The organism is Kitasatospora sp. NPDC097605, assembly GCF_040302725.1.
In the GTDB taxonomy this organism is placed as follows: domain Bacteria; phylum Actinomycetota; class Actinomycetes; order Streptomycetales; family Streptomycetaceae; genus Kitasatospora.
This window is the reverse complement of record NZ_JBEOSF010000034.1, coordinates 74,902-98,077: the sequence shown is the minus strand read 5'-3', so window position 1 is coordinate 98,077 and position 23,176 is coordinate 74,902. Positions and strand designations below refer to the sequence as shown.

21 protein-coding genes, 1 tRNA gene and 1 pseudogene are annotated in these 23,176 nt (G+C 73.8%); 15 read left to right on the top strand and 8 right to left on the bottom strand.

Translation table 11 applies throughout. The features are described 5' to 3' along the window. Together ABTX81_RS29850 and ABTX81_RS29845 are read left to right on the top strand one after the other, a co-directional pair. A pseudogene (locus ABTX81_RS29850) lies at positions 1-94 on the top strand (iron-sulfur cluster insertion protein ErpA); the annotation flags it as partial. Positions 95-165: 71 nt separating this feature from the next. Beyond that, entirely contained in the window at positions 166-396 is a 231-nt protein-coding gene (locus ABTX81_RS29845) for a hypothetical protein (RefSeq protein WP_350551884.1), read from the top strand. A gap of 28 nt (positions 397-424) precedes the next feature. On the opposite strand, the gene mscL is transcribed toward ABTX81_RS29845, so the two are convergent. From mscL to ABTX81_RS29820, 5 genes are all read right to left on the bottom strand, one after another. Beyond that, entirely contained in the window at positions 425-844 is a 420-nt protein-coding gene (gene mscL, locus ABTX81_RS29840; protein WP_350551882.1) for a large conductance mechanosensitive channel protein MscL, read from the bottom strand. Positions 845-873: 29 nt separating this feature from the next. Further along, positions 874-1,215, bottom strand: a complete 342-nt coding sequence (locus ABTX81_RS29835) for a hypothetical protein (RefSeq protein ID WP_350551880.1) — start codon at positions 1,213-1,215, stop codon at positions 874-876. A gap of 188 nt (positions 1,216-1,403) precedes the next feature. Continuing rightward, a complete protein-coding gene (locus ABTX81_RS29830) occupies positions 1,404-1,703 on the bottom strand; it encodes an FmdB family zinc ribbon protein (RefSeq protein WP_350551878.1) in 300 nt (99 codons plus the stop codon). Positions 1,704-1,831: 128 nt separating this feature from the next. Further along, positions 1,832-3,127 (bottom strand): MFS transporter, encoded by a 1,296-nt coding sequence (locus ABTX81_RS29825; RefSeq protein ID WP_350551900.1) that lies wholly within the window; start codon positions 3,125-3,127, stop codon positions 1,832-1,834. A gap of 415 nt (positions 3,128-3,542) precedes the next feature. Continuing rightward, entirely contained in the window at positions 3,543-5,033 is a 1,491-nt protein-coding gene (locus ABTX81_RS29820; RefSeq protein ID WP_350551875.1) for a potassium/proton antiporter, read from the bottom strand. Positions 5,034-5,320: 287 nt separating this feature from the next. On the opposite strand from ABTX81_RS29820, the gene ABTX81_RS29815 reads away from it, so the two are divergent. Further along, the gene (locus ABTX81_RS29815) at positions 5,321-8,053 is read left to right on the top strand and encodes a penicillin acylase family protein (protein ID WP_350551872.1); all 2,733 of its coding nucleotides are present in this window, start codon (positions 5,321-5,323) and stop codon (positions 8,051-8,053) included. Between the two features lie 71 nt (positions 8,054-8,124). On the opposite strand, the gene ABTX81_RS29810 is transcribed toward ABTX81_RS29815, so the two are convergent. Next, positions 8,125-8,700 carry a 5-formyltetrahydrofolate cyclo-ligase gene (locus tag ABTX81_RS29810; RefSeq protein WP_350551869.1) on the bottom strand — a complete coding sequence of 192 codons (576 nt, stop codon included), beginning with the start codon at positions 8,698-8,700 and terminating at the stop codon, positions 8,125-8,127. 119 nt (positions 8,701-8,819) lie between these two features. Here ABTX81_RS29810 and ABTX81_RS29805 point away from each other — a divergent pair, with 119 nt between their 5' ends. From ABTX81_RS29805 to ABTX81_RS29770, 8 genes are all read left to right on the top strand, one after another. After that, a complete protein-coding gene (locus ABTX81_RS29805; RefSeq protein WP_350551866.1) occupies positions 8,820-9,779 on the top strand; it encodes a GGDEF domain-containing protein in 960 nt (319 codons plus the stop codon). A 12-nt stretch (positions 9,780-9,791) separates the two neighbouring features. Beyond that, the gene (gene galU / locus ABTX81_RS29800) at positions 9,792-10,712 is read left to right on the top strand and encodes a UTP--glucose-1-phosphate uridylyltransferase GalU (RefSeq protein WP_350551863.1); all 921 of its coding nucleotides are present in this window, start codon (positions 9,792-9,794) and stop codon (positions 10,710-10,712) included. Between the two features lie 26 nt (positions 10,713-10,738). Continuing rightward, the gene (glp, locus tag ABTX81_RS29795; protein WP_350551860.1) at positions 10,739-12,094 is read left to right on the top strand and encodes a molybdotransferase-like divisome protein Glp; all 1,356 of its coding nucleotides are present in this window, start codon (positions 10,739-10,741) and stop codon (positions 12,092-12,094) included. A 187-nt stretch (positions 12,095-12,281) separates the two neighbouring features. Beyond that, positions 12,282-12,722: a cyclic pyranopterin monophosphate synthase MoaC gene (moaC, locus tag ABTX81_RS29790; RefSeq protein WP_350551897.1), complete on the top strand. Its 441-nt coding sequence runs from the start codon at positions 12,282-12,284 to the stop codon at positions 12,720-12,722. Then, positions 12,719-13,222, top strand: a complete 504-nt coding sequence (locus ABTX81_RS29785; RefSeq protein ID WP_350551857.1) for a MogA/MoaB family molybdenum cofactor biosynthesis protein — start codon at positions 12,719-12,721, stop codon at positions 13,220-13,222. Before moaC ends, ABTX81_RS29785 begins: the two co-directional genes overlap by 4 nt. After that, entirely contained in the window at positions 13,219-13,845 is a 627-nt protein-coding gene (locus ABTX81_RS29780; protein ID WP_350551895.1) for a GNAT family N-acetyltransferase, read from the top strand. The genes ABTX81_RS29785 and ABTX81_RS29780 overlap by 4 nt, the downstream gene beginning before the upstream one ends. 150 nt (positions 13,846-13,995) lie before the next feature. Beyond that, complete coding sequence (gene sepX, locus ABTX81_RS29775; protein WP_350551854.1) at positions 13,996-15,042, top strand: divisome protein SepX/GlpR; 1,047 nt, start codon at positions 13,996-13,998, stop codon at positions 15,040-15,042. Between the two features lie 113 nt (positions 15,043-15,155). Then, a tRNA-Ala gene (locus ABTX81_RS29770) sits at positions 15,156-15,229 on the top strand. 188 nt (positions 15,230-15,417) lie between these two features. Here ABTX81_RS29770 and ABTX81_RS29765 read toward each other — a convergent pair. Together ABTX81_RS29765 and ABTX81_RS29760 are read right to left on the bottom strand one after the other, a co-directional pair. After that, on the bottom strand, positions 15,418-16,290 hold the full coding sequence (locus ABTX81_RS29765; protein WP_350551852.1) for a peptidase: 873 nt from the start codon (positions 16,288-16,290) through the stop codon (positions 15,418-15,420). A gap of 2 nt (positions 16,291-16,292) precedes the next feature. Then, entirely contained in the window at positions 16,293-17,615 is a 1,323-nt protein-coding gene (locus tag ABTX81_RS29760) for a VWA domain-containing protein (RefSeq protein ID WP_350551849.1), read from the bottom strand. Between the two features lie 296 nt (positions 17,616-17,911). Here ABTX81_RS29760 and ABTX81_RS29755 point away from each other — a divergent pair, with 296 nt between their 5' ends. The 4 genes from ABTX81_RS29755 to ABTX81_RS29740 all read left to right on the top strand — a co-directional run bounded on the left by ABTX81_RS29755 (position 17,912) and on the right by ABTX81_RS29740 (position 23,151). After that, complete coding sequence (locus tag ABTX81_RS29755; RefSeq protein ID WP_350551847.1) at positions 17,912-18,424, top strand: DUF1269 domain-containing protein; 513 nt, start codon at positions 17,912-17,914, stop codon at positions 18,422-18,424. A 145-nt stretch (positions 18,425-18,569) separates the two neighbouring features. After that, complete coding sequence (locus ABTX81_RS29750) at positions 18,570-19,901, top strand: FtsW/RodA/SpoVE family cell cycle protein (protein ID WP_350551844.1); 1,332 nt, start codon at positions 18,570-18,572, stop codon at positions 19,899-19,901. A gap of 53 nt (positions 19,902-19,954) precedes the next feature. After that, positions 19,955-21,415 carry a penicillin-binding transpeptidase domain-containing protein gene (locus tag ABTX81_RS29745; protein ID WP_350551892.1) on the top strand — a complete coding sequence of 487 codons (1,461 nt, stop codon included), beginning with the start codon at positions 19,955-19,957 and terminating at the stop codon, positions 21,413-21,415. A 248-nt stretch (positions 21,416-21,663) separates the two neighbouring features. Further along, the gene (locus ABTX81_RS29740) at positions 21,664-23,151 is read left to right on the top strand and encodes an amino acid permease (RefSeq protein WP_350551841.1); all 1,488 of its coding nucleotides are present in this window, start codon (positions 21,664-21,666) and stop codon (positions 23,149-23,151) included. The last annotated feature ends 25 nt before the right edge of the window (positions 23,152-23,176 follow it).

The following is a 23,176-nucleotide window of genomic DNA, read 5'->3' as shown; positions in this document are numbered from 1 at the left end:
CCGGGACGACCTCGCGCTGCGGGTCGCCGTCCAGCCCGGTGGCTGCTCCGGCCTGCGTTACCAGCTGTTCTTCGACGAGCGTTCGCTCGACGGCGCCGGCGTGCCGGGCGGCCTTCTAGGCTGGTGGCAGTGGGCGGGAACGGCGGCGGGGGAAGGTCGAGAGCGGTGGAGGAGAAGGTGGCGGAGGAGAAGGCGGCCGAGCAGCGGGCGGCCGGAGAGATGGTGGACGCGTCGCGCAGGGCGGCGAAGGCGCGGCTGGTCTTCGGCGACCCGCTGGAGCGGCAGTCCCGGGACGACACCGACGCGGGCTGGGGCGACCGCCCCGGGACGGGCGGGAGCGGCGGCCGTGGGCTGGACTGGTACCTGAGCCAGCGCCCGCCGCACCACGGGGACTGAGCGAAGGCGTCGCCGGTCCGGCCGGGCCTCAGCCGGCCCGGGTGACCAGGGCGTCGCGGATCTCGGTGAGCAGCAGCACCTCCTTGGCCTCGGCCTCGGCCTGGATCTCGGCCAGCGTCTTGCGCCGGGCGGTGAACCGGGTCATCGGCAGGATCAGGCAGAAGTAGACGACGGCGGCGGTGATCAGGAACTGCAGGGCCGCGCTCAGCACGTTGCCCCAGAGGATGAGGATGCCGCTGGTGACCTCGCCGGTGGCGGACAGCTCGCAGGGCCCCTTGAGGCAGGAGCTGTAGGACGCGAGGTCCTTGGCTCCGAAGGCGCCGACGATCGGGTTGATCACGCCCTTGACGAAGGCGTTGACGATGTTGGTGAAGGCCGCGCCGATGACCACGGCGACCGCCAGCTCGACGACGTTTCCGCGCAGCAGGAATTCCTTGAAGCCTTTCATGCCGCGTGAACGACGAAGTCCCCCGCCGGTCACGGGTGATTTTCCGCCCCCTCCGACGGACAACCCGTTCGGCCCACCGGCGGCGGCGTCCCGGGCGCGGGCGGGCCCGCCCAGGCCGGGCCGAGGGTGAGCACGGCCGCCGCCGCGAACAGCAGCACGGCCGGGACCGGGGCGCGGTAGCGCAGCACCTGTCGCAGCCGGCAGCGCGGGCCGGCCCGGCCGCCGATCGGCGGGAACGGCGGCACCGGCTGCCGGGGCGGGACGCTGGACGCGGGCAGCGGCGGGATCGGCAGCGGGCGGGGGGACAGGACGGGCGAACCGGTGCGCACGGGCACCTCCAGGATCGGCTTCGGGGTTCCGGTGACCGCCACTCTGGGCCGCCCGCGCCCCCGCCGTGAGCCGCTTTCCCCAGCCTGTGGACAACCCGGGGCTGTGGACGGGCTCCTTCACCCCGACGAGTGAGCCGAACGTCCCGGAGACGACGAACGGCCCGCCGCACCCGCTCGGAAGCGGGAACGGCGGGCCGTTCGGAAAGCTGGTGCCGGTGCCCGGCCGAAGGTCAGCCGGCCGCCGGAGCGGGGCTCGCGGCGGGGGTCGACGAGCTCGACGACGAGGACGACGAGGAGGACGTCGACGTCGAGGAGGACGAGGACGAACCCCCGCCCACCGAGCTGCTGGAGGAGGAGCGGCTGTCGGTCCGGTAGAAGCCGGAGCCCTTGAAGACCACGCCCACCGCAGAGAAGATCTTGCGGAGCCGTCCCTGGCAGTCGGGGCACGTGGTCAGCGGCTCGTCGGTGAACTTCTGCACCGCCTCCAGGCCGTTGCCGCACTCGGTGCACTGGTACTGGTACGTGGGCACTTGTCTTCCTCCTGGCACTCTCGCCTGATGAGTGCTAACGATGGTCAATGATGCGGCATTCCGGTGGATCAGTCCAGCGACTCGAATGTGAGATGAGTCCGGCGTGGTGTCCGATCCGGCCACCGCGCTCAGCCCTCGGTCGCGGCCGCCGGCCGGGCCGGCGCACCCCGCCCGGCGGAGCCCGCGACCACCGCGGAGCGCCGGTCCTGCGGGGTCAGCAGCCCCCGCAGCGTCACCAGCGCGACCAGGCCCAGCCCGGCCCCGGCCACCGGGACCAGGAACCCGACCGACGGCCCGTGCGCGTCGATCAGCCGCCCGGCCGCCATCGCGCCGGTCGCCAGTCCCAGGCCGATGGCGCCGGTCAGCCAGGTGAAGGCCTCGGTCTTGGCGCCGTCCTCGACCAGCGTCTCGACCAGGGTGTAGCCGCTGATCAGGGTCGGCGCGATGGCCAGGCCGCAGACCAGCCCGGCGACCGAGAGCGCGACCAGGTTCGGCATCGCCCACAGGGTCGAGCAGCCCAGCACCAGCAGGCCGTAACCGATGACCATCCGCTGCTGGACGGAGCGCCGCCAGGCGACCATGCCGTACAGCACACCGGCGACCATCGAGCCGCCGGCGAAGACGCCGTACACGGTGCCGGCCGCGCCGTGCTGCCCGACCGAGTCGGCGAAGGCGTTCACCGAGACCTGCAGGCCGCCGAAGACGGCGCCCACACCGAGGAAGGTGCCGGCCAGCAGCCGGACGCCGGGCGAGCCGAGCGCGGAGGCCTGCCGGACTCCCGGCTCGCGCACCACCCGGGCGGGCGCGGTGCGCCGCTGGGCGGCGAAGGCCAGACCGCCGACCAGGGTCAGCGCGGCCTCGGCGACCAGCCCCGTCGAGGGGCTGACCGAGGTGGCGACGGCGGCGGCCAGGATCGGGCCGATCACGAAGGTGAACTCGTCCGTCACGGACTCGAAGGCGAAGGCGGTGCTCACCTTGGCGGCCGAGCCGGCGGACGCGCCCTCGGCGGAGAAGGTGGCGATCCAGCGGGCCCGCACCATGGCGCCGATCTGCGGGACGCTCGCCCCGGCGGGGGCGGCGGCCAGGAACAGGCTCCAGGCCGGCGCGTGCCCGAGCGCGAGCGCGATCAGCGCGCCGACCGAGACCGCGTGCACCAGGACGGTCGGGACGAGCACCGGTGCCTGGCCGTACCGGTCGGCGAGCCGCCCGGTCTGCGGGCCGATCAGCGCCTGGGCGACGGCGGCCACCGCCGCGACGGTGCTGGCGGTGCCGTAGGAGCCGTGGGTGTCCTTGACGAGCAGCAGGATGCCCATGCCGAGCATCGCGTAGGGCAGCCGCGCGACGAACGCGGGGGCCAGGAAGGTCCAGGCGCCGGGCGTGCGCAGCAGCGCCCCGTAGCCGACGCGGGCGGGCGCGGCGGGCACGGCGGCCGCAGCGGACTCGGCGGTGGTCGCGGCGGGCGCGACCGAGGTGGTCGCGGTGGTCGCGGGGGTGGTGCTCCGGGCGTCCTCGACGCTCTCGACCGTTCGGCGGGCCGTCACGGTCGGTCCTTCCTGCTGCCTGGTAGCGCGGCAGGGCATGGGGTGGCCCCGACGGCGCCGAGAGTCGTCCTCTCGCGCGTCGACCGGGGTAGATACCGGGCCGGTCCGGCGAGGGGCCGGGTCCGGGCCGCGGCCGCCGAGCGGTCGCGCCAACTCTGCATCAGGCAGATGCTGGGGTTGGTGTATCAGCGTGGTGTGTTTTACGCGCGTAGACGGCGCGCTCACCCCGACTTTACAGGACCGGCCCAAAGGTGTCCCATGACGTCGGGGTGAACGCCCGGCGAGGTCTTCGGGGCCCTCAGCGCCCGCGCCCGTTCAGCCAGTCGGCCAGCTTGCCGCCCTTGTCCACGGCCCGCAGCCGCCGCTCGGCCGCCTCGCCGACCTCGTCCGTGGTCACCACCAGCAGCTCGTCCCCGCCGCGCAGCACGGTGGTCTTGTCCGGCACGAAGCTGTTCCCCTCGCGCACCACCAGGGTCACCGCCGCGCCGGTCGGCAGCCGCAGCTCGCCGACCTCGACGCCGGACATCTTCGAGCCCGGCGCCAGCGCGACCGACATCAGGTGCCCGTGCAGCTTCTCCAGCGGCGCGGACTCGATGTCGAGGTCCTGGCCCATCGAGCCCTCGCCGATCCGCAGGGCCTTGGCCACCCAGGGCAGCGTCGGGCCCTGGAGCAGGGTGAAGACCACGACCAGGATGAAGACGATGTTGAAGACTTCCTGGGCCATCGGCGCGCCGGAGACCAGCGGGATGGTGGCCAGCACGATGGGCACCGCGCCGCGCAGCCCGGCCCAGCTGAGGAGGGCCTGCTCGCCGGCCGGCAGCTTGAACGGCGTGAGGGTCAGCACCACCGACAGCGGCCGGGCGAGGAAGACCAGCACCGCGCCGATCACCAGGGCGGGGACCACCGCCGAGCCCATCGACTCGGGGGTGCAGAGCAGGCCGAGCAGCACGAACATGCCGATCTGCCCGATCCAGGCCAGTCCGTCGGCGAAGCCGCGCACGGCGGGGCCGTGCGGCAGCTTGGCGTTGCCGAGGACCACCGCGCTGACGTAGACGGCGAGGAAGCCGGAGCCGTGCAGCAGCGCGCCGCCGGCGTAGGCGAGCACGGTGAGCGCCATCACGGCGATCGGGTAGAGGCCGGAGGAGGGCAGCGCGACGCGCTTGACGCCGAACGCGCCCAGCTTGCCGACGACCAGGCCGATGGCCAGGCCGACCGCCAGCTCGGCGGCGATCGTGGCGAGCAGCACGTACCAGGAGTCGTGCGCGCCGACGGTGGCGAAGGAGACGACCAGGATGACCACGGGCGCGTCGTTGAAGCCGGACTCGGCCTCCAGCAGGCTGGTCAGCCGGCGGGGCAGCGGTACCGTCCGCAGCACCGAGAAGACGGCCGCGGCGTCGGTGGAGGAGACGATCGCGCCGAGCAGCAGCGAGGTCCGCCAGTCCAGGCCGACCAGGAAGTGCGCGCCGGCCGCGGTGACGGCGACGCTGATCCCGACGCCGACGGTGGCCAGCACCGTGGCGGCCGGCATCACCGGTCTGGCTTCACGCCAGTTGGTCTTGAGGCCGCCCTCGGCCAGGATCACCACCAGCGCCGCGTAGCCGAGCACCTGGGTGAGCTCGGCGTTGTTGAACGAGATGCCCAGGCCGTTCTGGCCGAGCGCCACGCCGATGCCGAGGTAGATCAGCAGACTGGGCAGGCCCGATTTTGTGGACACCCGCACGGCGACCACCGCGACCAGCAGGATCACGGAGAACTCGAGGAGCAGCTGGTTCAGGTGGTCGACATTCACGCAGGGGCACCTCGGACGTGGCAGGGGCGGACGGGGCACCGACAGGGGCGGCGGGGGGACGCGCCGATTACTCCCCTTGCGGATCGTTACTCAGTCTAACATTTTGCCATATCTTTAAGTTCACGCTTCACCGGCTCCATCACCTCGCGCTTCCGACCTCCTCCGATCCCACCGTGAGCGTCCCCCGTGCACGGCCGCCAGCCGGGGCGGCCTAATGTGGTGCTCTGTCACGGCCACGTGCTCTTGACATGTCCGCCCGCCCCCCAGTGAGGACCGCAAGGACCCAGATGCCCCGCTCCAAGAAGTTCCGGCGCGCCCGTCTGATCGTGATCGTGCTGGTCGTCCTGCTGGTGGCCGGCGCCGGCTACGGCGGCTACCGGGGGGTGGCCGCGGTCCGGGCGTCCTTCCCGGAGGTCGACGGCACCGTCAAGCTGGCGGGCCTGAGCGCGCCGGTCGACGTCAAGCGCGACGCCAACGGCATCCCGCAGCTCTACGCCGACACCTCCGAGGACCTCTTCCGCGCCCAGGGCTACGTCCAGGCGCAGGACCGCTTCTGGGAGATGGACGTCCGGCGGCACATCACCGCGGGCCGGCTCTCCGAGATGTTCGGCGACAGCCAGGTCGAGACCGACTCCATGATCCGCACCATGGGCTGGCGCCAGGTCGCGCAGAAGGAGTTCGACACCGTCCTCGGCGCCGACACCAAGAAGAACCTCCAGGCGTACGCGGACGGCGTCAACGCCTGGCTCGCCGAGCACCCGGGCGGTGCCTCCGCCTCGCTGGAGTACAGCCTGCTCGGCGTCGTCAACGGCGACTACGAGCCCGAGCAGTGGACCCCGGTCGACTCGGTGTCCTGGCTCAAGGCGATGGCCTGGGACCTCTCCGGGAACCTCCAGGAGGAGATCGACCGCTCGCTGCTCGCCCAGGACTTCGGCCCGGACAAGATCGACGAGCTGTACCCGGACTACCCGTTCGCCCGCAACGGCACGATCGTGAAGACCGGCACCGTCAACGGCACCGCCTACAAGCCGGCCGACGGCTCCACCCCGGCGGGCGGCGGCACCGGTACGGCCGCCGGCACCGGCACCGCCCAGGGCGCCGCCGCCACCAAGGCGGTGCTCAAGGACGTCACCGACCGGATCGACGCGCTGCCCGAGCTGCTCGGCCGCAACGGCCAGGGCATCGGCTCCAACTCCTGGGTGGTCGCCGGCAGCCACACCACCACCGGCAAGCCGCTGCTGGCCAACGACCCGCACCTCGGCCCCGGCCTGCCCTCGGTCTGGTACCAGATGGGCCTGCACTGCCGCACGGTCTCGCCGACCTGCCAGTACGACGTCTCCGGCTTCACGTTCGCCGGCATGCCCGGCGTGGTCATCGGCCACAACAAGGACATCGCCTGGGGCCTCACCAACCTCGGCGCCGACGTCACCGACCTCTTCCTGGAGAAGGTGACCGGCCCGGAGACCTACCTGGTGGACGGCAAGGAGGAGAAGTTCGAGCTCCGCAAGGAGACCATCAAGGTCGCCGGGGGCGAGGACCGCACCATCACCGTGCGCACCACGACCACCGGCGCCCCGCTGATCTCCGACCCGAGCACCGAGCAGCAGAACGTCGGCAAGTACGCGCCCAACGGCACCTCCGCCCCGGACCGCGGCACCGGCGGCTACGGCGTCGCCCTGCAGTGGACCGCGCTGATCCCGGGCAAGACCATGGACGCGGTCTTCGCGCTCGACCGCGCGAAGGGCTGGGAGGACTTCCAGAAGGCCGCCGCGGACTTCGCCGTCCCGGCCCAGAACCTCATCTACGCCGACGCCAAGAACATCGGCTACCAGGCCCCCGGCTACATCCCGGTGCGCGGCAAGGGCGACGGCCGCTACCCGGCGCCGGGCTGGGACTCCGCCTACCGGTGGAAGAAGGACCCGGTCCCGTTCAGCGCCCTGCCGTGGAGCCTCAACCCGTCCAGCGGCTACATCGTCACCGCCAACCAGGCCGTGGTCGACGCCTCGTACAAGTACGCGCTGACCCAGGACTGGGAGTACGGCACCCGGGCCAAGGAGATCACCGACCAGATCGAGGCCCGGCTGAAGAACAACGGCAAGATCTCGCCGGACGACATGCAGGAGATGCAGCTCGACAACACCAGCATCCTGGCCAAGACCCTGGTCCCGATGCTGCTCAAGGTCGAGATCGACGACCCCTACGTGCGCGAGGCCCAGGACCTGCTGAAGGACTGGAACTACCACCAGGACGCCGACTCGGCCGCCGCCGCCTACTACAACGGCGTCTGGCGCCAGCTGCTCACCCTCGCCTTCGGCCAGAAGTTCCCGGCCGACCTGCGGGCCGAGGACAACTGCCTGCTGGTCCGCGAGCAGGCCGACCCGACCAAGCCGGACAGCAAGTCGAGGATCGTCACCGAGTGCGGCACCCGTGACCCGGGCCGCGCCCAGCCGGACGGCGGCGACCGCTGGACCGAGGTGGTCCGCCAGCAGCTGGAGAAGCCCGACAGCACCTGGTGGACGTACATCGACTCCCAGCACAAGGAGCAGAAGGGCCTGGACAACCTGCTGCGCGAGGCGATGACCAACGCCCGCCAGGAGCTCACCTCGCTGCTCACCAAGGACGTCACCACCTGGAGCTGGGGCCGGCTGCACAAGCTGGAGCTGCGCGAGCGCACCCTCGGCTCGGACGACTCCTCGATCGCCTCGGGCGCCGTCCACAAGCTGCTCAACCGCGGCCCGTACCGGCTCTCCGGCGGTTCGGCGGCGGTCGACGCGGCCGGCTGGAACGCGGCGGCCGGGTACCAGGTCGACTGGATCCCGTCGATGCGGATGGTGGTCGACCTGAACGACCTCGACGCCTCCCGCTGGGTCAACGTCGGCGGCGCCTCGGGGCACGCGTTCCACGAGAACTACAACGACCAGACCGACGTCTGGCTCAAGGGCAAGCTGCTGACCTGGGCCTACTCGCCGGACGCGGTCGAGAAGGCGACCAAGCACAAGCTGACGCTGACCAACGGCTGACGCCGGCCGGTCCCGACGGCCCCGCCCCCCGGATCCCGGGGTGCGGGGCCGTCGGCGTCCCCCCCGCCGGCTCACCCCAGCCGGTGGGTGCCCGAAGGGGTCAGCGCGAGGTCCACCGGCCGGTCGTGCGGCTCCGCCGGCACCCGCTCCAGCAGCTCGTGCTCGTACAGCAGCACCGCCAGCACCGGCCGCGCCCCGGCCCGCTCCAGCCGGGCCAGCACCCGGTCGTAGGAGCCGCCGCCGCGCCCCAGCCGCAGCCCCCGGCGGTCCACCGCCAGCCCCGGCAGCAGCACCAGGCCCGCCTCGGTCACCGCCTGCGGCCCGAGCCGCCCGCCGACCGGCTCCAGCAGCCCGCGCCCGGCCGGGGCCAGCGCCCGCGGGCCCTCGTACGGGGCCCAGTCCAGGTCGTTGTCGGCCATCAGCACCGGCAGCAGCACCCGCACCCCGCGCGCCCGCAGCGCGTCCAGCAGCGGCCGGGTGCCCGGCTCGGCGCCCACCGAGACGTACGCCGCCACCGTGGCCGCCTCGGCCGCCAGCTCGCCGGCGTGCCCGGCCAGCGCCTCGGCGGCCCGCTCCCGGTCCTCCGGCGGCAGTGCCCGCCGCTCGGACAGCAGCCGTGTCCTCAGCGCGCTCTTCTCGTTGTGCATGGGATGGTCCACCGCTCCTCCACCGCTCGACCTCGACCGTTCCGACCACGACCGCTCTGGAACCCCGACGCCGTGCGACCGGGACGCCCAGAGCCTGACACGCGGAAGGCACCTCCCCGATGTCCACCCCGCTGCTGGTCCAGGCCCTGGCCGCGCTGAGCGCCCCCGCGCTGGCCGGCGCCGCCGTCCTCGGCGGCCGGCTGCGCCGCGGCTCGGCCCGCGCGGCCCGGCGCGAGGCCGCCCTGCGCGAGCGCCTCGCCGAGCTGGAGTCCCGCTGCGCCGAGCTGGAGCGCACCGCCTCCTGCGACCCGGTCACCGGCGTCTGGAACTACCGGCACCTCCAGCTCACCCTGGACCGGGAGATCGACCGGGCCCGCCGGGCCGAGCGCCACGAGCAGCAGGACGGTCCGCGCCCGCTGGCCGTCCTGCTGCTGGAGATCAGCGGCTTCGACGCGGTGGTCGCCGAGCACGGCCGGGCCCGGGCCGGGACGGTGCTGCGCGACCTCGCCCAGCGGCTGGGCATGGAGATCCGCCGCTCCGACACCCTGGGCCGGTACAGCGGCGAGGAGTTCCTGGTGGTGCTGCCGGACACCGGCGCCGAGGGCGCGGCCCAGGTGGCCGACCGGCTGGTCTGGTCGGTCCGCCGCCACCTGCTGCTGGACTGGTCCTCCGGCGACCGCGAGGGCCGCCGCCCGTACGGCAACGGGCTCACCGCCGCGGCCGGCCTGGCGGTGCTGCCCGAGGACGGCGCCCACGCCGCGGTGCTGCTGCGGGCCGCCGACCGGGCGCTCGCGGCCGCCCGCGCGGCCGGCGGGGACTGCTGGCGCCCGGCCGGTCCGCAAGCCGGTCCTGCGGCCTTTCCGGCGGCCGCCCCGGCGGCTGTTCCCGCGGTGCCGGGGGGAGTCTTCGCAGCCGAACATGACCGTTCGGAAAAGGCGGGTAGTCTGTCGCCCTGTGTCGGAGGGGACCCCCTCGCCCCGCCCGCCACGTCCCCTATGCCTGCCAACGCGGCCGGGTCAGGCGACGTGCTGCCGAAGCATCGGTCAACTGCGCCCGGTCAGGCGAAATACGTGCCTTAGTAAGGTAAACGCATGACGACGACGAACTCCCGTACCCCGGTAACCAAGGCAGTGGTCCCCGCGGCCGGTCTGGGTACCCGATTCCTGCCGGCCACCAAGGCCACTCCGAAGGAGATGCTGCCCGTCGTCGACAAGCCGGCGATCCAGTACGTCGTCGAGGAGGCGGCCTCCGCCGGCCTGTCCGACATACTGATGGTCACCGGCCGCAACAAGCGCGCGCTGGAGGACCACTTCGACCGCGCCTACGAGCTGGAGGAGCTGCTCGCCCGCAAGGGCGACGAGGACCGCCTGCGCCGGGTCCGCGAGTCCGTCGAGCTCGCCAACATGCACTACGTCCGCCAGGGCGACCCCAAGGGCCTCGGCCACGCCGTCTCGGTCGCCGAGCAGCACGTCGCCGGCCAGCCCTTCGCCGTCCTCCTCGGTGACGACCTGATCGACCCGCGCGACCCGCTGCTGGCCCGCATGATCGAGGTCCAGCAGGAGCTCGGCGGCTCGGTCGTCGCCCTGATGGAGGTCGACCCCTCCCAGATCCACCTGTACGGCTGCGCCGCGGTCAAGCCGAACGGCTTCGGCGACGACGTCTTCCAGGTGACCGACCTGGTCGAGAAGCCGGACACCGCCGACGCCCCGTCGAACTACGCCGTCATCGGCCGCTACGTGCTCGACCCGTCGGTCTTCGACGTGCTGCGCGAGACCGAGCCGGGCCGCGGCGGCGAGATCCAGCTCACCGACGCCCTGCGCGAGCTGACCAACCGTCCCGCCGACACCGGCGGCCAGGTCCACGGCGTGCTCTTCAAGGGCCGCCGCTACGACACCGGCGACCGCGCGGACTACCTGCGCGCCATCGTCCGGCTGGCCTCCGAGCGCGAGGACCTCGGCCCGGACTTCCGCACCTGGCTGCGCGAGTTCGTCGCCTCCGAGCTGCAGGACTGACACACCGACAGAGAGCGAGTGCGCCGATGACCGGGTCCACGGAGAGCGGTACCAGCCCCGCAGCCTGCTGCGACGACTCCGCGGACCCGGCCCCGGCCGCCCGCCCCGCCGCCCGTCCGGACGGTCTGTGGACCGTGGACGAGCACCTCGCCGACATCCTGGCCGCCGTCGGCCCGCTGCCCGCGATCGAGCTCCAGCTGCTCGACGCGCAGGGCTGCCGGCTGGCCGAGGACGTCCTCGCCGAGGGGGACCTGCCGCCCTTCGACAACAGCTCGATGGACGGCTACGCGCTGCGCACCGCCGACACCGTCGGCGCCGGCGACACCTACCCCTCGGTGCTCTCGGTGGTCGGCGAGATCGCCGCCGGCGCCGATGACCTCCCCCCGGTGGGCCCCGGCCAGGCCGCCCGGATCATGACCGGCGCCCCCGTCCCGCCCGGCGCCCAGGCCGTCGCCCCGGTCGAGTGGACCGACGGCGGCACCGGGACCGGACTGCCCGCCGACGCGATGACCGCCCCGGTCGGGGACGAGGAGGTCCGGGTGCTGCGCCCGGTCTCCGAGGGCGCCCACATCCGCCGCCGCGGCAGCGACGTCGCCGCCGGCACCCGGGTGCTGGCCGCCGGCACCCGGCTCGGCCCCGCCCAGCTCGGCCTGCTCGCCGCGATCGGCCGGGCCACCGCCACGGTCCGCCCGCGCCCGCGGGTCGTGGTGCTCTCCACCGGCAGCGAGCTGGTCCAGCCCGGCGAGCCGGTCGGCCCCGGGCAGATCGCCGACTCCAACAGCTTCACCCTCACCGCCGCCGCCCGGGACGCCGGCGCGATCGCCTACCGGGTCGGCGGCGTCCCCGACGACGCGGCCCGGCTGCGCGCCGTGCTGGAGGACCAGCTCGGCCGGGCCGACCTGATCGTCACCAGCGGCGGCGTCAGCGTCGGCGCGTACGACGTGGTCAAGGAGGTCTTCGCCGAGTACGGCGGGGTCGACTTCCGGCGGCTGCGGATGCAGCCCGGCAAGCCGCAGGGCTTCGGCCGGATCGGCCCCGGCGAGGGCGTGCCGCTGATGGCCCTGCCGGGCAACCCGGTCAGCGCGTACATCTCCTTCGAGCTGTTCGTCCGCCCGGCGATCCGCACCATGCTCGGCGCCGAGGACGTCCACCGCCCGGTGGTCCGGGCGCACTGCCCGGTGGCGCTGCGCTCGCCCGCCGGGCGCCGGCAGTTCCTGCGCGGCCGGTACTCGGCGCGGGACGGCCTGGTCGAGCCGGTCGGCGGCGCGGGCTCGCACCTGGTCGGCGCGCTGGCCAGGGCGGACTGCCTGATCACCGTGCCCGAGGAGGTCACCGAGCTGCCCGCCGGCAGCGAGGTCGACGTGGTGCTGCTCGGCGACTGAGCACCGGGCCGCCGGGGCGAACTCCCGTCCCGGGCGGGCCGTCCCACCGACGCGGCCCGTCCCACGCCCGGGTCGGCCGGGGGGTACGGTAGCGCGGTATTCGACCTGCGCGCCCCTGGAGCCACCCGTGACCACCTCACCCCCCGGCGACCGCCTCACCCACGTCGACGAGCAGGGCGCGGCCCGGATGGTCGACGTCTCCGAGAAGGCCGTGACCGCCCGGACCGCCGTCGCGGCCGGCCGGGTCAGGGTCTCCCCGCGGGTGGTCGAGCTGCTGCGCGGCGAGGGACTGCCCAAGGGCGACGCGCTGGCGGTGGCCCGGATCGCCGGGATCATGGGCGCCAAGAAGACGCCCGAGCTGATCCCGCTCTGCCACCCGATCGCGGTCTCCGGCGTCCAGGTCGAGCTGACCGTCGCCGACGACGCGGTGGAGATCACCGCCACCGTGCGGACCACCGACCGCACCGGCGTCGAGATGGAGGCGCTGACCGCCGTCGCGGTGGCCGGGCTGACCGTGATCGACATGGTCAAGGCGGTCGACAAGGGCGCCACCGTCGAGTCCGTCCGGGTGCTCGCCAAGACCGGCGGCAAGAGCGGCGACTGGACCGCCCCGGAGGCCTCCGCATGAAGGCGCTGGCGGTCACCGTCTCCAACCGCGCCTCGGCCGGGGTCTACGCCGACAAGGGCGGCCCGCTGCTGGTCGAGGGCCTGCGCGCGATGGGCTTCACGGTCGACGGCCCCCGGGTCGTCCCGGACGGCGAACCGGTCGAGGAGGTGCTGCGCGAGGCCGTGGCGGCCGGCTACGACGTGGTGCTGACCACCGGCGGGACCGGGATCTCGCCGACCGACCTCACCCCCGAGATGACCGCCCGGGTCCTGGAGCGGGAGATCCCCGGCATCCCCGAGGCGATCCGCGCGTACGGCCGGGAGCAGGTGCCGGCCGCCGCGCTCTCCCGGGGGCTGGCCGGGGTCGCCGGACGTACCCTGGTCGTCAACCTGCCGGGCTCGACCGGCGGCGTCCGGGACGGTCTGGCCGTACTGGCCCCGCTGCTCGCCCACGCCGTCGACCAGCTCGGCGGCGGGGACCACCCCCGGCCCGACGCACCAGCTTCCGGGAGCGCGCACTGAACGCCGGCTGGCCGGTAGAACTCCACGAGGGGGACGTCGTGCTGCGCCCGATCCGGGCCCGCGACCAGCGCGAGTGGCAGGAGGTCAGCCGCCGCAACCGGGACTGGCTGCGGCGCTGGGAGGCCACCGTGCCGCCCGGCCCGGCCGGCCTGGCGGCGGGCCCGCGCCCGACCTACCGGCAGATGGTGCGTTACCTGCGCGGCGAGGCCTCGGCCGGCCGGATGCTGCCCTTCGTGGTGCTCTACCGGGGCCGGCTGGTCGGACAGCTGACCGTCGGCGGGATCACCTGGGGCTCGATGTGCTCGGCCAACGTCGGCTACTGGATCGACGAGGGGGTGGCCGGCCGGGGCATCATGCCGACCGCCGTGGCGCTCTCGGTGGACCACTGCTTCCGCACCCTCGGGCTGCACCGGATCGAGGTGTGCATCCGGCCGGAGAACGGTCCCAGCCGGCGGGTGGTGGAAAAGCTCGGCTTCCGTTCCGAGGGAATGCGCCCGCGCTATCTGCACATCGACGGCGACTGGCGGGACCACCTGGTGTTCGCGCTCACCGCCGAGGAGGTCCCCGAGGGGATGCTGGAACGCTGGCGCTCGCTCAGCTCGGGGCGGCATCCGCGGAATTGAATGCATGTTCGAATAAAATATCGATATGGCATCGGCGTGGCGACGGACGGGCACAAATACCGGCAAAATAGTCGGAGAATCAGCTTGATCACACGACACGCCGTGCGAAATTGCTACCGGCCCTTCCTCCACGCCCGTACGGTGTGATTCGTGAGCAGTAGCGGCCTTATCTACGCCGTCATCGTAGGGGCCTGGGCCGCCTATCTGGTGCCGATGTGGCTCCGCAGGCAGGACGAGCTCAACGAGGCGCGCCCGACGGAACGCTTCAGCACCGCCATCCGCCTGCTGGCCGGGCGTTCGGCGCTGGAGCGGCGGGCGTCCCGGGCCCTGGGCGACGAACCGCGTGACGACGAGCAGACCGAGGACGGCCCCCCCGAGCGGGACGCGGCCGCCTCCGACGACCCCGCGGCCACCCCCGGTGGCCCGGCCGACGACCCCGCGGACGGCCCGGCGGCCCCCCGCCCGGCGGTCCGGGCCGAGGCGCGGCCGGGGCGCGAGGGCGGTGGCGGCGAGCGCCGGGCGCGGCTGCTGGCCCGCCGGCGCCGGATGGTCACCGTCCTCTTCCTGGCCTTCGCGCTGGGCGCGGTGGTCGCGGCGGTGGCCGGGCTGGCCTTCCTCTGGGTGCCCGCGCTCCCGGCGCTCCTGCTCACCCTCTACATCGGCCACCTGCGCCGGCTGGAGCGCCAGCGGTACGCGGTGAAGCTGGACCGGGTCCGCGCCGCCCAGGCCGCCGAGCGGCTGCGCAAGCGCGAGCAGCAGCGTGCCGAGGCCGGCCGGGAGAAGGCCGCCGCCGACCCCGCCCCGGCGCCCGCCGAACCGGTGGCCGAGGCGCCCGCCGGGCGCGGCCGCCCGCACCTGCGGCTCGCCACCGAGGCCGACGCGGCCCGGGCGGCCTCCGAGGGCGCCGCCGCCGCCGTCTCGGCCTCGGCCGTGGCGGAGGCCACCGAGCACGAGGAGTGGGTCGACGGCATGCGGGAGCGCGGCGCGGCCGGCCCGGACTCCTGGGAGCCGGTGCCCGTCCCGCTGCCGACCTACGTGACGGCCCCGGTGGCCCCCCGGGTCAACCGCGGGCTCGACCTCTCGGCCCCCGGCACCTGGACCGCCGGGCGCCCGGCCGAGTCCCGGAAGACCCCGCTGTTCGACCAGTACGCCGAGCCGCCCGCTCCGGAACCCCGCCCCCGCGCCGCCAACGAGTAGCTTCGAGGTCCCCTCCCCGGGGGCCTCTTCGCTTCCCGGGGTCCGCCTCCGGGGCCCTCACCAGGGGGGTGGTCACGGACCCCCTCCGAAAGGTGCTAGAGTTTCTTCTCGTTGGGGCTGTGGCGCAGTCCGGTAGCGCACCTCGTTCGCATCGAGGGGGTCAGGGGTTCGAATCCCCTCAGCTCCACCCAACGGAAGTCCCGCCCGATCGGTTGATCGGGCGGGACTTCCGCGTTGTGGGGGTGCGTCGGCCGACGGGGGGTCAGGCCGGGTGGCGCGGGGGTGCTTCGGGGGTCGTGTGAGACGGATCACCTGCGGGAACGGCCGAGGGCCGGTCCGGAGGGGTCTCCGGGCCGGCCCTCGGGGTCGGGCGGGTCAGGGCTGGCCGGAGCCCGCGTACGGGCCGGGCTGCGGGGCGCCGGACTGCGGCGGGACGGCGCCGTAGTGGGCCGGACGGCGGCCGCGCGGGTGCCGGGTGAGGGTGTAGCCCGCGACGCCCGCCAGGGCGGCCAGGACACCGCCGGCCAGGGTCCAGAACCAGCGGCTGTTCCAGCCGGAGAACCAGCCGGTGTACCAGTGCTCCTCGGGCTCTTCCGGGGCCGCCGCCTTGGCGGTCGCGGCGCCGCCGCCGGCCGGCGGGACCAGCGGGGCCTTGAGCTCGCCGCCCTCCGGCTGGGCGTTGTCGGCGTCGCCCTTCGCGTCCACGGTCAGTTTCACCGAGGCGGCCAGGCCGAGGTCGGGCTGCGGGGCGTCGGCGACCGAGAGCCGGACGTAGTAGCTGCCCGGCAGCGGGTCGCCGGACCACGGCTCGGCCCAGGAGCGGACCTCGCGCAGGGTGCAGTTGAGCGCCAGCGAGCCGGTGGCCTGCTCGGCGGTCGCGTTCTGGGTGCCGGCGGTGCAGGACTGCCGGCGGCGCAGCCCGTCGAACACCTCGACGCTCCAGGTCTGCGGGCCGTGCCGGTCGGCGGACGGGGCCAGGGTGACCGTCAGGTCCACCGTGGCGGTCTGGCCCTCGGCGGCGCCGAACGCCCAGTAGAGGTAGTCACCGGTGGAGACGGCGACCGCGGCGTCCTGGCCGGGGGCCAGGTTGACGGCGGTCAGGAAGGAGGTGCCGGCCTTGTTGGCCGGGGCCGGGGTGCCGCTCGCGCTCGGCGAGGGCGAGGCGGCGGTGGCGGCCGGGGCCGTCAGGGCGAGCGCCGGGAGCAGGGCCAGCGCCGCCGCGGCGGTGCGGAGGAAGGACGTACGCATGGTCAGTTCTCCTGCCAGACAGCGATGCGCCAGCGCGCGATCCAGCCGAACAGCAGGCCGGTCACCAGGCCGGCCAGGGTCAGCACGAGCAGCAGGATCCAGCCGCGGCCCAGGCCCATCGCCGGGCCGTCGGGGGCGGGGGAGGCGGCGGTCAGGTCGACCGTCAGCTCCAGCGGCAGGCCGGGGTCGGCCGCGACGCCGGGCTGCGCGGCCAGCGAGTTGGAGACCACCAGGCAGACGACGGTCTCCGGCTTGCCGCTCGGCGAGGCGGACGCGGTCGCGGTCGCGGTGGCGTAGCCCTTGGAGGCGTCGGCGGACCAGCGCAGGCCGGTGGAGACGACGTCGGTGCGGCCGCTGCCGGCGTCGGTGCCGCGGACCAGCTCCTGGCCGGCGGTGCTGGTGGCCTGCAGCAGGACGCCGTAGTCACGGGCCACCGCGCGGTCCAGCGCGACGCTGACCGAGGCGCGCAGCTCCTGGCCGGCCTTCACCGGGACGCGGTAGGCGCGGTGCTCGGAGAACTTCTCGCGGTCGCTGTAGACGCCGGGGGCGAGCACCGGGGCGGACTCGCACTTGTCGGTGCCGGCGGTCTTGACCGGCGCCACCGCGTAGGTGTCGTTGGAGCGGTCGACCAGCTGCTTGACCTTCTCGGTGAGCTGCTCCTGGGTGCGCACGTCGGTGTAGGTGCCGCCGGTGGCGTTGGCGATGCAGAGCAGCTGCTGGCGGGTCTTGTCGTCGTGCGCCAGGCCCAGGGTGTCGACCACCAGGTGGATGCCCTGGGAGGCCAGCTCACGGGCCACGTCGCAGGGGTCGGGCGGGGCGCAGGAGTCCTCGCCGTCGGTGATCAGCACCACCCGGCGGGTGGTCTCGCCCTTGCCGAGGTCCTCGGCGGCGCCGCGCAGGGCCAGGCCGATCGGGGTCCAGCCGGTCGGGCGCAGGGTGGCGACGGCGGTCTTCGCCTCGACCTTGTTGGTCTTCCCGACCGGGAAGAGCTGCTTGGTGTCCAGGCAGCCCTGGGCCTTGTCGTTGCCGTCGTAGGTGGCGCCCAGGGTGCGGATGCCGAACTCGGTCTCCGACGGCAGGGCGTCGATGACGTCGTTCAGGGACTGCTGGGCCACCGCGATGCGGCTCTTGCCCTGGATGTCGGTGGCCCGCATGGAGCCGCTGACGTCCAGGACGAGGTCGACCCGGGGGGCTTCCTTGCCGGCGCTGCCGGCTGATGGTTCGTCGGCATGGGCGGGCAGGCCGCTGAGCAGCGCCCCGCCCGTTATCGCCAGGGCGGCCAGCAGGCTGCCGAGCCTGGCCTTCGGTCGTCGTCCGGTATTCACCCGCCGATCCTAGGGAGCATCAGTTCGCCGTGGCCAACGCGCGATGGTGCGCGAACGGGCAGGGCTCCGGCGCGAACTCATGGACGCCGGTGGGTGATCGGGGTCGCGGTGCGCCAGGGTGCCCGGGGGTGCGCCGGTCGCGCGGGCCGGTGCCGACGGAGCGTCGGGCAATAGGGGACACACCGGGTGAAAAGTCGATTGATAGGGATTTGCTCGTTAGGGTGACGAGCGGGGAGAGGGCGCCGGACCGGCGCCCGCCCCGGCCGGTACGTCCGCTTCAGGGGAAGGACCCGTACGTGAGCAACCTCTTCGCGATCGCCTATCCGGATCTGGCCACCGCCCAGACGGTGCGCAACGAGGCGGTGGGGCTGCAGAAGCAGCGGCTGATCGAGCTGGAGGACGCGGTCGTCGTCGAGCGCCGCGAGGACGGGAAGATCAAGCTGCACCAGCAGGTCAGCACCACCGGGGCCGGGGCCGCCTCGGGCGCCGTCTGGGGCGGGGTGATCGGCCTGCTGTTCTTCATGCCGTTCCTCGGCGCGGCGGTCGGCGGCGCGGCCGGGGCCGCGGTCGGCGCCACCACCGACATCGGGGTGGACGACGACTTCATGCGCCAGGTCGGCCAGCACCTCCAGCCCGGTACCGCCGCGGTGTTCCTGCTGGTCCGCACGGCCACCGCGGACAAGGTGGTCCCGGCGCTGGCCCGCTACGGCGGCCAGATCATCCAGACCTCGCTCTCCGCCGCCGCCGAGGCCGAGCTGAAGGCGACCGTCGAGGCCGCCCGGGCGCACGCCGCCCCGGCCTCCGCCTGACACACCCCGGCCCGACCCCGGTTCCCGCCGGAAGAACGAGCCGCTCACGCCGGGGCGGACGGGCCACCGCCCGTCCGCCCCGGTCGTCACCCGCGACGCCCCGCAGCCCCGACTTCCTGGACGGTCCGTGGCGACACCCCCCGCCGTGACGAGAACCGCCGGCCGGCCGCGCCGGACCCCGCCGACCCGGCGCGACACCGAACTCGCGCTGGTCCTGGCCGCCGTGCTGATCGCGGTGCTCGGCTACGCCGCGGTGGGCCTGCGGATCGACGGCACGGTGCCCGCCGACGCGGGCCGGTACGGGGCCGCGCTCGGCGTGCTCGCGCTGGCGGCGCACGGCACGGTCCGCTGGAAGGCGCCGTACGCGGACCCGCTTCCGCTGCCGATCGCCCTGCTGCTGAACGGCGTCGGACTGGTCGTCATCTACCGGCTCGACCGGGCCACCCCGGGGAACGCGGCGCCCGCCCAGCTGCTCTGGTCCGCCCTCGGGGTGGGCCTGTTCATCCTGGTGCTGCTCCTGCTGCGGGACCACAAGCGGCTGCAGCGGTACGCCCACATCGGCGCGCTGGCGGCCCTCGTCCTGCTGGTGCTGCCGATCTTCTTCCCGCCGGTGTACGGCTCGCGGATCTGGATCACCGTCGGCCCGTTCTCGCTCCAGCCGGGGGAGTTCGCCAAGGTGCTGCTGGCGGTGTTCTTCGCCGCCTACCTGGCGGTGCACCGGGACGCGCTGGCGCTCACCGGGCGGCGGGTGTGGCGGTTCCGGCTGCCGCCGGGGCGGGTGCTCGCGCCGGTGCTGGTGATCTGGGCGGCCTTCGTCGGGGTGCTGGTGCTGGAGACCGACCTCGGCACCTCGCTGCTGTTCTTCGGCCTCTTCGTGGTGATGCTGTACGTGGCCACCGCGCGGACCGGCTGGATCGTCATCGGGCTGTTCCTGGCCGCGGTGGCGGCGGTCGGGGTGGGGTGGCTCTCGCCGCACGTGCACAGCCGGGTCGAGGACTGGCTGGACCCGCTCGGCTCGATCGCCGACGGGCACGGGGCCAACCAGATCGCCCAGTCGCTGTTCGCCTTCGCCTGGGGCGGCGAGCTGGGCGCCGGGCTGGGCAACGGGCACTCGGCGCTGATCGGCTTCGCCGCCAAGTCGGACTTCATCCTCGCCACCATCGGCGAGGAGCTCGGGCTGACCGGGCTGATCGCGGTCCTCCTGCTGTACGCGCTGCTGGTCTCGCGGGGGTTCAGGACCGGGATCGCGCTGCGCGACCCGTTCGGCCGGCTGCTGGCGATCGGGCTGGCGGCGCTGGTCGGCCTCCAGGTGTTCGTGGTGGCCGGCGGGGTGCTGGCCCTCATCCCGCTGACCGGGATGACCCTGCCGTTCGTGGCCCAGGGAGGCTCCTCGGTGGTGACCAACTGGATCATCGTCGCGCTGCTGGTGCGGATGAGCGATCTCGCCCGGCGGCCGGTCTCCGGGGCGGTGCGGTGAGCCGGCGGCGCGCGGGCGGGCGGCCGGGCGGCGGGCCGCGGGGGCCGGCGGGGATCTCCCTCACCGGGCGCCGGGCCGGTACCTTCTGCCTGCTGCTGATCGTGGCGCTCTGCGCCCAGGCGACCCGGGTGCAGGTGTTCCGGGCCGAGGAGCTGAACCACAACGGCGCCAACCAGCGGCCGGTCATCGAGCGCTACTCCCAGCCGCGCGGAGACATCCTGGTGGGCGGCGAGACGGTCACCGGCTCCGAGGCCACCGGCGGGCGGTTCGACTACAAGCGCACCTACACCGACGGGCCGCTGTTCGCCGCGGTCACCGGCTACTCCTCGCAGACCTACGGCAACACCCAGCTGGAGGGCACCGAGGACGCGCTGCTCTCCGGCACCGACGGCCGGCTGGCGGACTTCGCGGTGTGGGACGCGGTGGCCCGGCGGCGCAGCCCCGGCGGGAACGTCCGCACCACCGTCGACCGGGCCGCCCAGGAGGCGGCGGTGCGCGGCCTCGGCCGGCAGCGGGGCGCGGTCGTCGCGATCGAACCGGCCACCGGCCGGATCCTGGCGCTGGCCTCCACCCCCACCTACGACCCCGGGAGCTTCGCCGGGACCTCCCCGGCGGACCAGGAGGCCTGGAACCGGCTGCAGGCCGACGCCGACCAGCCGATGCTCAACCGGGCGCTGCGCCAGACGTACCCGCCCGGCTCGGCCTTCAAGGTGGTCACCGCGGCGGCGGCGCTGGAGAGCGGCGTGGTCGTCGACATCGAGGCGCCGACCGACGCCCCGTACCCGTACGTCCTGCCGGGCACCACCGTGCCGCTGGTCAACGACAGTCCGGCCTGCGACGAGCCCGGCCAGTCGCTGGACACCGCGATGACGCTCAGCTGCAACAGCGTGCTCGGCTACCTCGGGGTCCGGGTGGGCCTGGCGCGGATGGTGGCGACGGCGGAGGCGTTCGGCTTCAACGAGCCCCGGCTGGACACCCCGGTGCGGGCGGCCCGCTCGGTCTTCGACACCCGGATGGACGAGGCGCAGCTGGCGCTCTCCTCGATCGGCCAGTACGACACCGCCGCCACCCCGCTGGTGATGGCGATGGTCGCGGCGGGGGCGGCCAACAACGGGACGGTGATGCGTCCACAGCTTGTGGACGGCTTGACCGGGAGCGACGGCGCCACCGTCCAGTCGATGCGGCCCGAGGTGTTCCGGCAGGCGATGAGCCCGGGCACCGCCGCCCAGGTGCGGCGGCTGATGATCGACGCGGTGGAGAACGGCACCGGCCGCGCCGCCCGGATCGCCGGCGCGGTGGTCGGCGGGAAGACCGGCACCGCCGAGCACGGGGTGGACAACAGCGGGACGCCGTACGCCTGGTTCATCGGCTGGGCCGGTCCGGCCGGCCCGGACGCGGTGCCGCCGGTGGCGGTCGCCGTGGTGATCGCGGACAGCGACGCGGCGGAGGTGACGGGCGGCGGGCTGGCGGCCCCGGTCGCCCGCGCGGTGATGCAGGCGGTGCTGGCCGGATGAGCCCCTTACAGGCGGCTCTGACCTGCCGTGTTAGCCGGTCGGGAAGAGATCCGCCGTCTGCGAAGTGTCCGGTTTGTGCATGCCGATGCGACGGTTCGTACAATGCGCGCGACGGGACTGTTCGTTTGCGACACTGGTGTTTTCGCGGGGTACTGCCCATCTTTGTTCGGTTGGTCCCCGATGGCACCCGTGGGCGCGTCGAGTGACCGGCCGCTCCACACCCTCTCCCGCCCAGAAAGACCCCCGTTTTGGCCAGCAACACGCTCGGCTCGCGCCTCCTGAGGCGCAAGCCCGTCATCACCCTGATCGCCGAGAGCGAGGGCCGCGAGGGCCTGCCCGCCGGTGCGCCCGAGGAGGGCGGACGTTCCGGCATCCACCTGCGCCGCTCGATCGGCCTGTGGCAGCTGTCCGCGATCGGCATCGGCGCCACCATCGGCACCGGCATCTTCTTCGTGCTGACCAGCGCCGTGCCGTCGGCAGGACCGGCCGTCATCCTGTCGTTCGTGATCGCCGCGGTCACCGCCGGCCTCACCGCGCTCTGCTACGCCGAGATGGCCTCCGCGATCCCGGTCTCCGGGTCCTCGTACTCCTACGCCTACGCCACCCTCGGCGAGGGCGTCGCCTTCGCCGTCGGCATCTGCCTGCTGATGGAGTACGGCGTCTCCGCCTCCGCCATCGCGGTCAGCTGGGCCGAGTACCTCAACAAGTTCTTCGACCTGGCCTTCGGGTTCCAGCTCCCCGAGGCGCTCACCGGCGCGCCCGGCGGGGGCCACTGGTTCAACCTGCCGGCGCTGCTGCTGGTCGCCATGGTCTGCTTCCTGCTGATCCGCGGCGTCAGCGAGTCGGTCAAGGTTAACGCGGCCATGGTGGCCATCAAGCTCCTCATCCTGGTGCTCTTCGTCTGCGTCGCGCTGACCGGCTTCAAGTCCGGCAACCTGACCCCGTTCATGCCGCTGGGCATCGGCGGCGTCCAGGTCGCCGCGTCCAGCATCTTCTTCTCCTTCATCGGCCTGGACGCCGTGTCCACCGCCGGTGAGGAGGTCAAGAACCCCCGGCGCACCCTGCCGATGGCGATCATCATCTCGCTGGTGGTGGTCACCCTGCTGTACATCCTGGTGGCCCTGGCCGGCATCGGCGCCCAGCCCTGGCAGAAGTTCGAGGGCCAGGAGGCCGGCCTCGCCCAGATCCTCCAGGACATCACCGGGGAGAGCTGGCCGGCCATGCTCTTCGCGGTCGGCGCGATCGTCTCGATCTTCTCGATCACCCTGGTGGTCATCTACGGCCAGACCCGCATCCTGTACTCGATGGGCCGCGACGGCATGCTGCCCAAGCGCTTCGCCGAGCTCTCGCCGCGCTCCGGCACCCCGGTCTGGAACACCATCGTGGTCGGCCTCGGGGTCGGCACGCTGGCGGCCTTCGTCCCGCTGCGGGTGCTGGCCGACATCACCAGCCTGGGCACCCTGATCGCCTTCTCGGTGGTCTCGATCGGCGTGATCGTGCTGCGCCGCACCCAGCCCGACCTGCCGCGCGGCTTCAAGGTGCCGGGCTACCCGGTCGTCCCGCTGCTCAGCGTCGGCTTCTGCGCCTACCTGATCAGGGGCCTGCACGCGGACACCTTCGCGGCCGGCGGGATCGCCCTGGTGCTCGCGGTGGCGGTGTACTTCGGCTACAGCATCAACCACTCCAAGCTGGAGCGGGCGGACCGGCAGGCCGACGCCGGCACCAAGGTCGGCTGAGCGGCGGTGCGCCGTCGACGGGGCC

What these genes read in the sequence shown, in the direction of transcription:
- mscL (WP_350551882.1), bottom strand. Translation starts at nt 844, where the DNA reads ATGAAAGGCTTCAAGGAATTCCTGCTGCGCGGAAACGTCGTCGAGCTG.
- ABTX81_RS29815 (WP_350551872.1), top strand. Translation starts at nt 5,321, where the DNA reads ATGCCCCGCTCCAAGAAGTTCCGGCGCGCCCGTCTGATCGTGATCGTG.
- ABTX81_RS29810 (WP_350551869.1), bottom strand. Translation starts at nt 8,700, where the DNA reads ATGCACAACGAGAAGAGCGCGCTGAGGACACGGCTGCTGTCCGAGCGG.
- ABTX81_RS29805 (WP_350551866.1), top strand. Translation starts at nt 8,820, where the DNA reads ATGTCCACCCCGCTGCTGGTCCAGGCCCTGGCCGCGCTGAGCGCCCCC.
- galU (WP_350551863.1), top strand. Translation starts at nt 9,792, where the DNA reads ATGACGACGACGAACTCCCGTACCCCGGTAACCAAGGCAGTGGTCCCC.
- glp (WP_350551860.1), top strand. Translation starts at nt 10,739, where the DNA reads ATGACCGGGTCCACGGAGAGCGGTACCAGCCCCGCAGCCTGCTGCGAC.
- moaC (WP_350551897.1), top strand. Translation starts at nt 12,282, where the DNA reads ATGGTCGACGTCTCCGAGAAGGCCGTGACCGCCCGGACCGCCGTCGCG.
- ABTX81_RS29785 (WP_350551857.1), top strand. Translation starts at nt 12,719, where the DNA reads ATGAAGGCGCTGGCGGTCACCGTCTCCAACCGCGCCTCGGCCGGGGTC.
- ABTX81_RS29765 (WP_350551852.1), bottom strand. Translation starts at nt 16,290, where the DNA reads ATGCGTACGTCCTTCCTCCGCACCGCCGCGGCGGCGCTGGCCCTGCTC.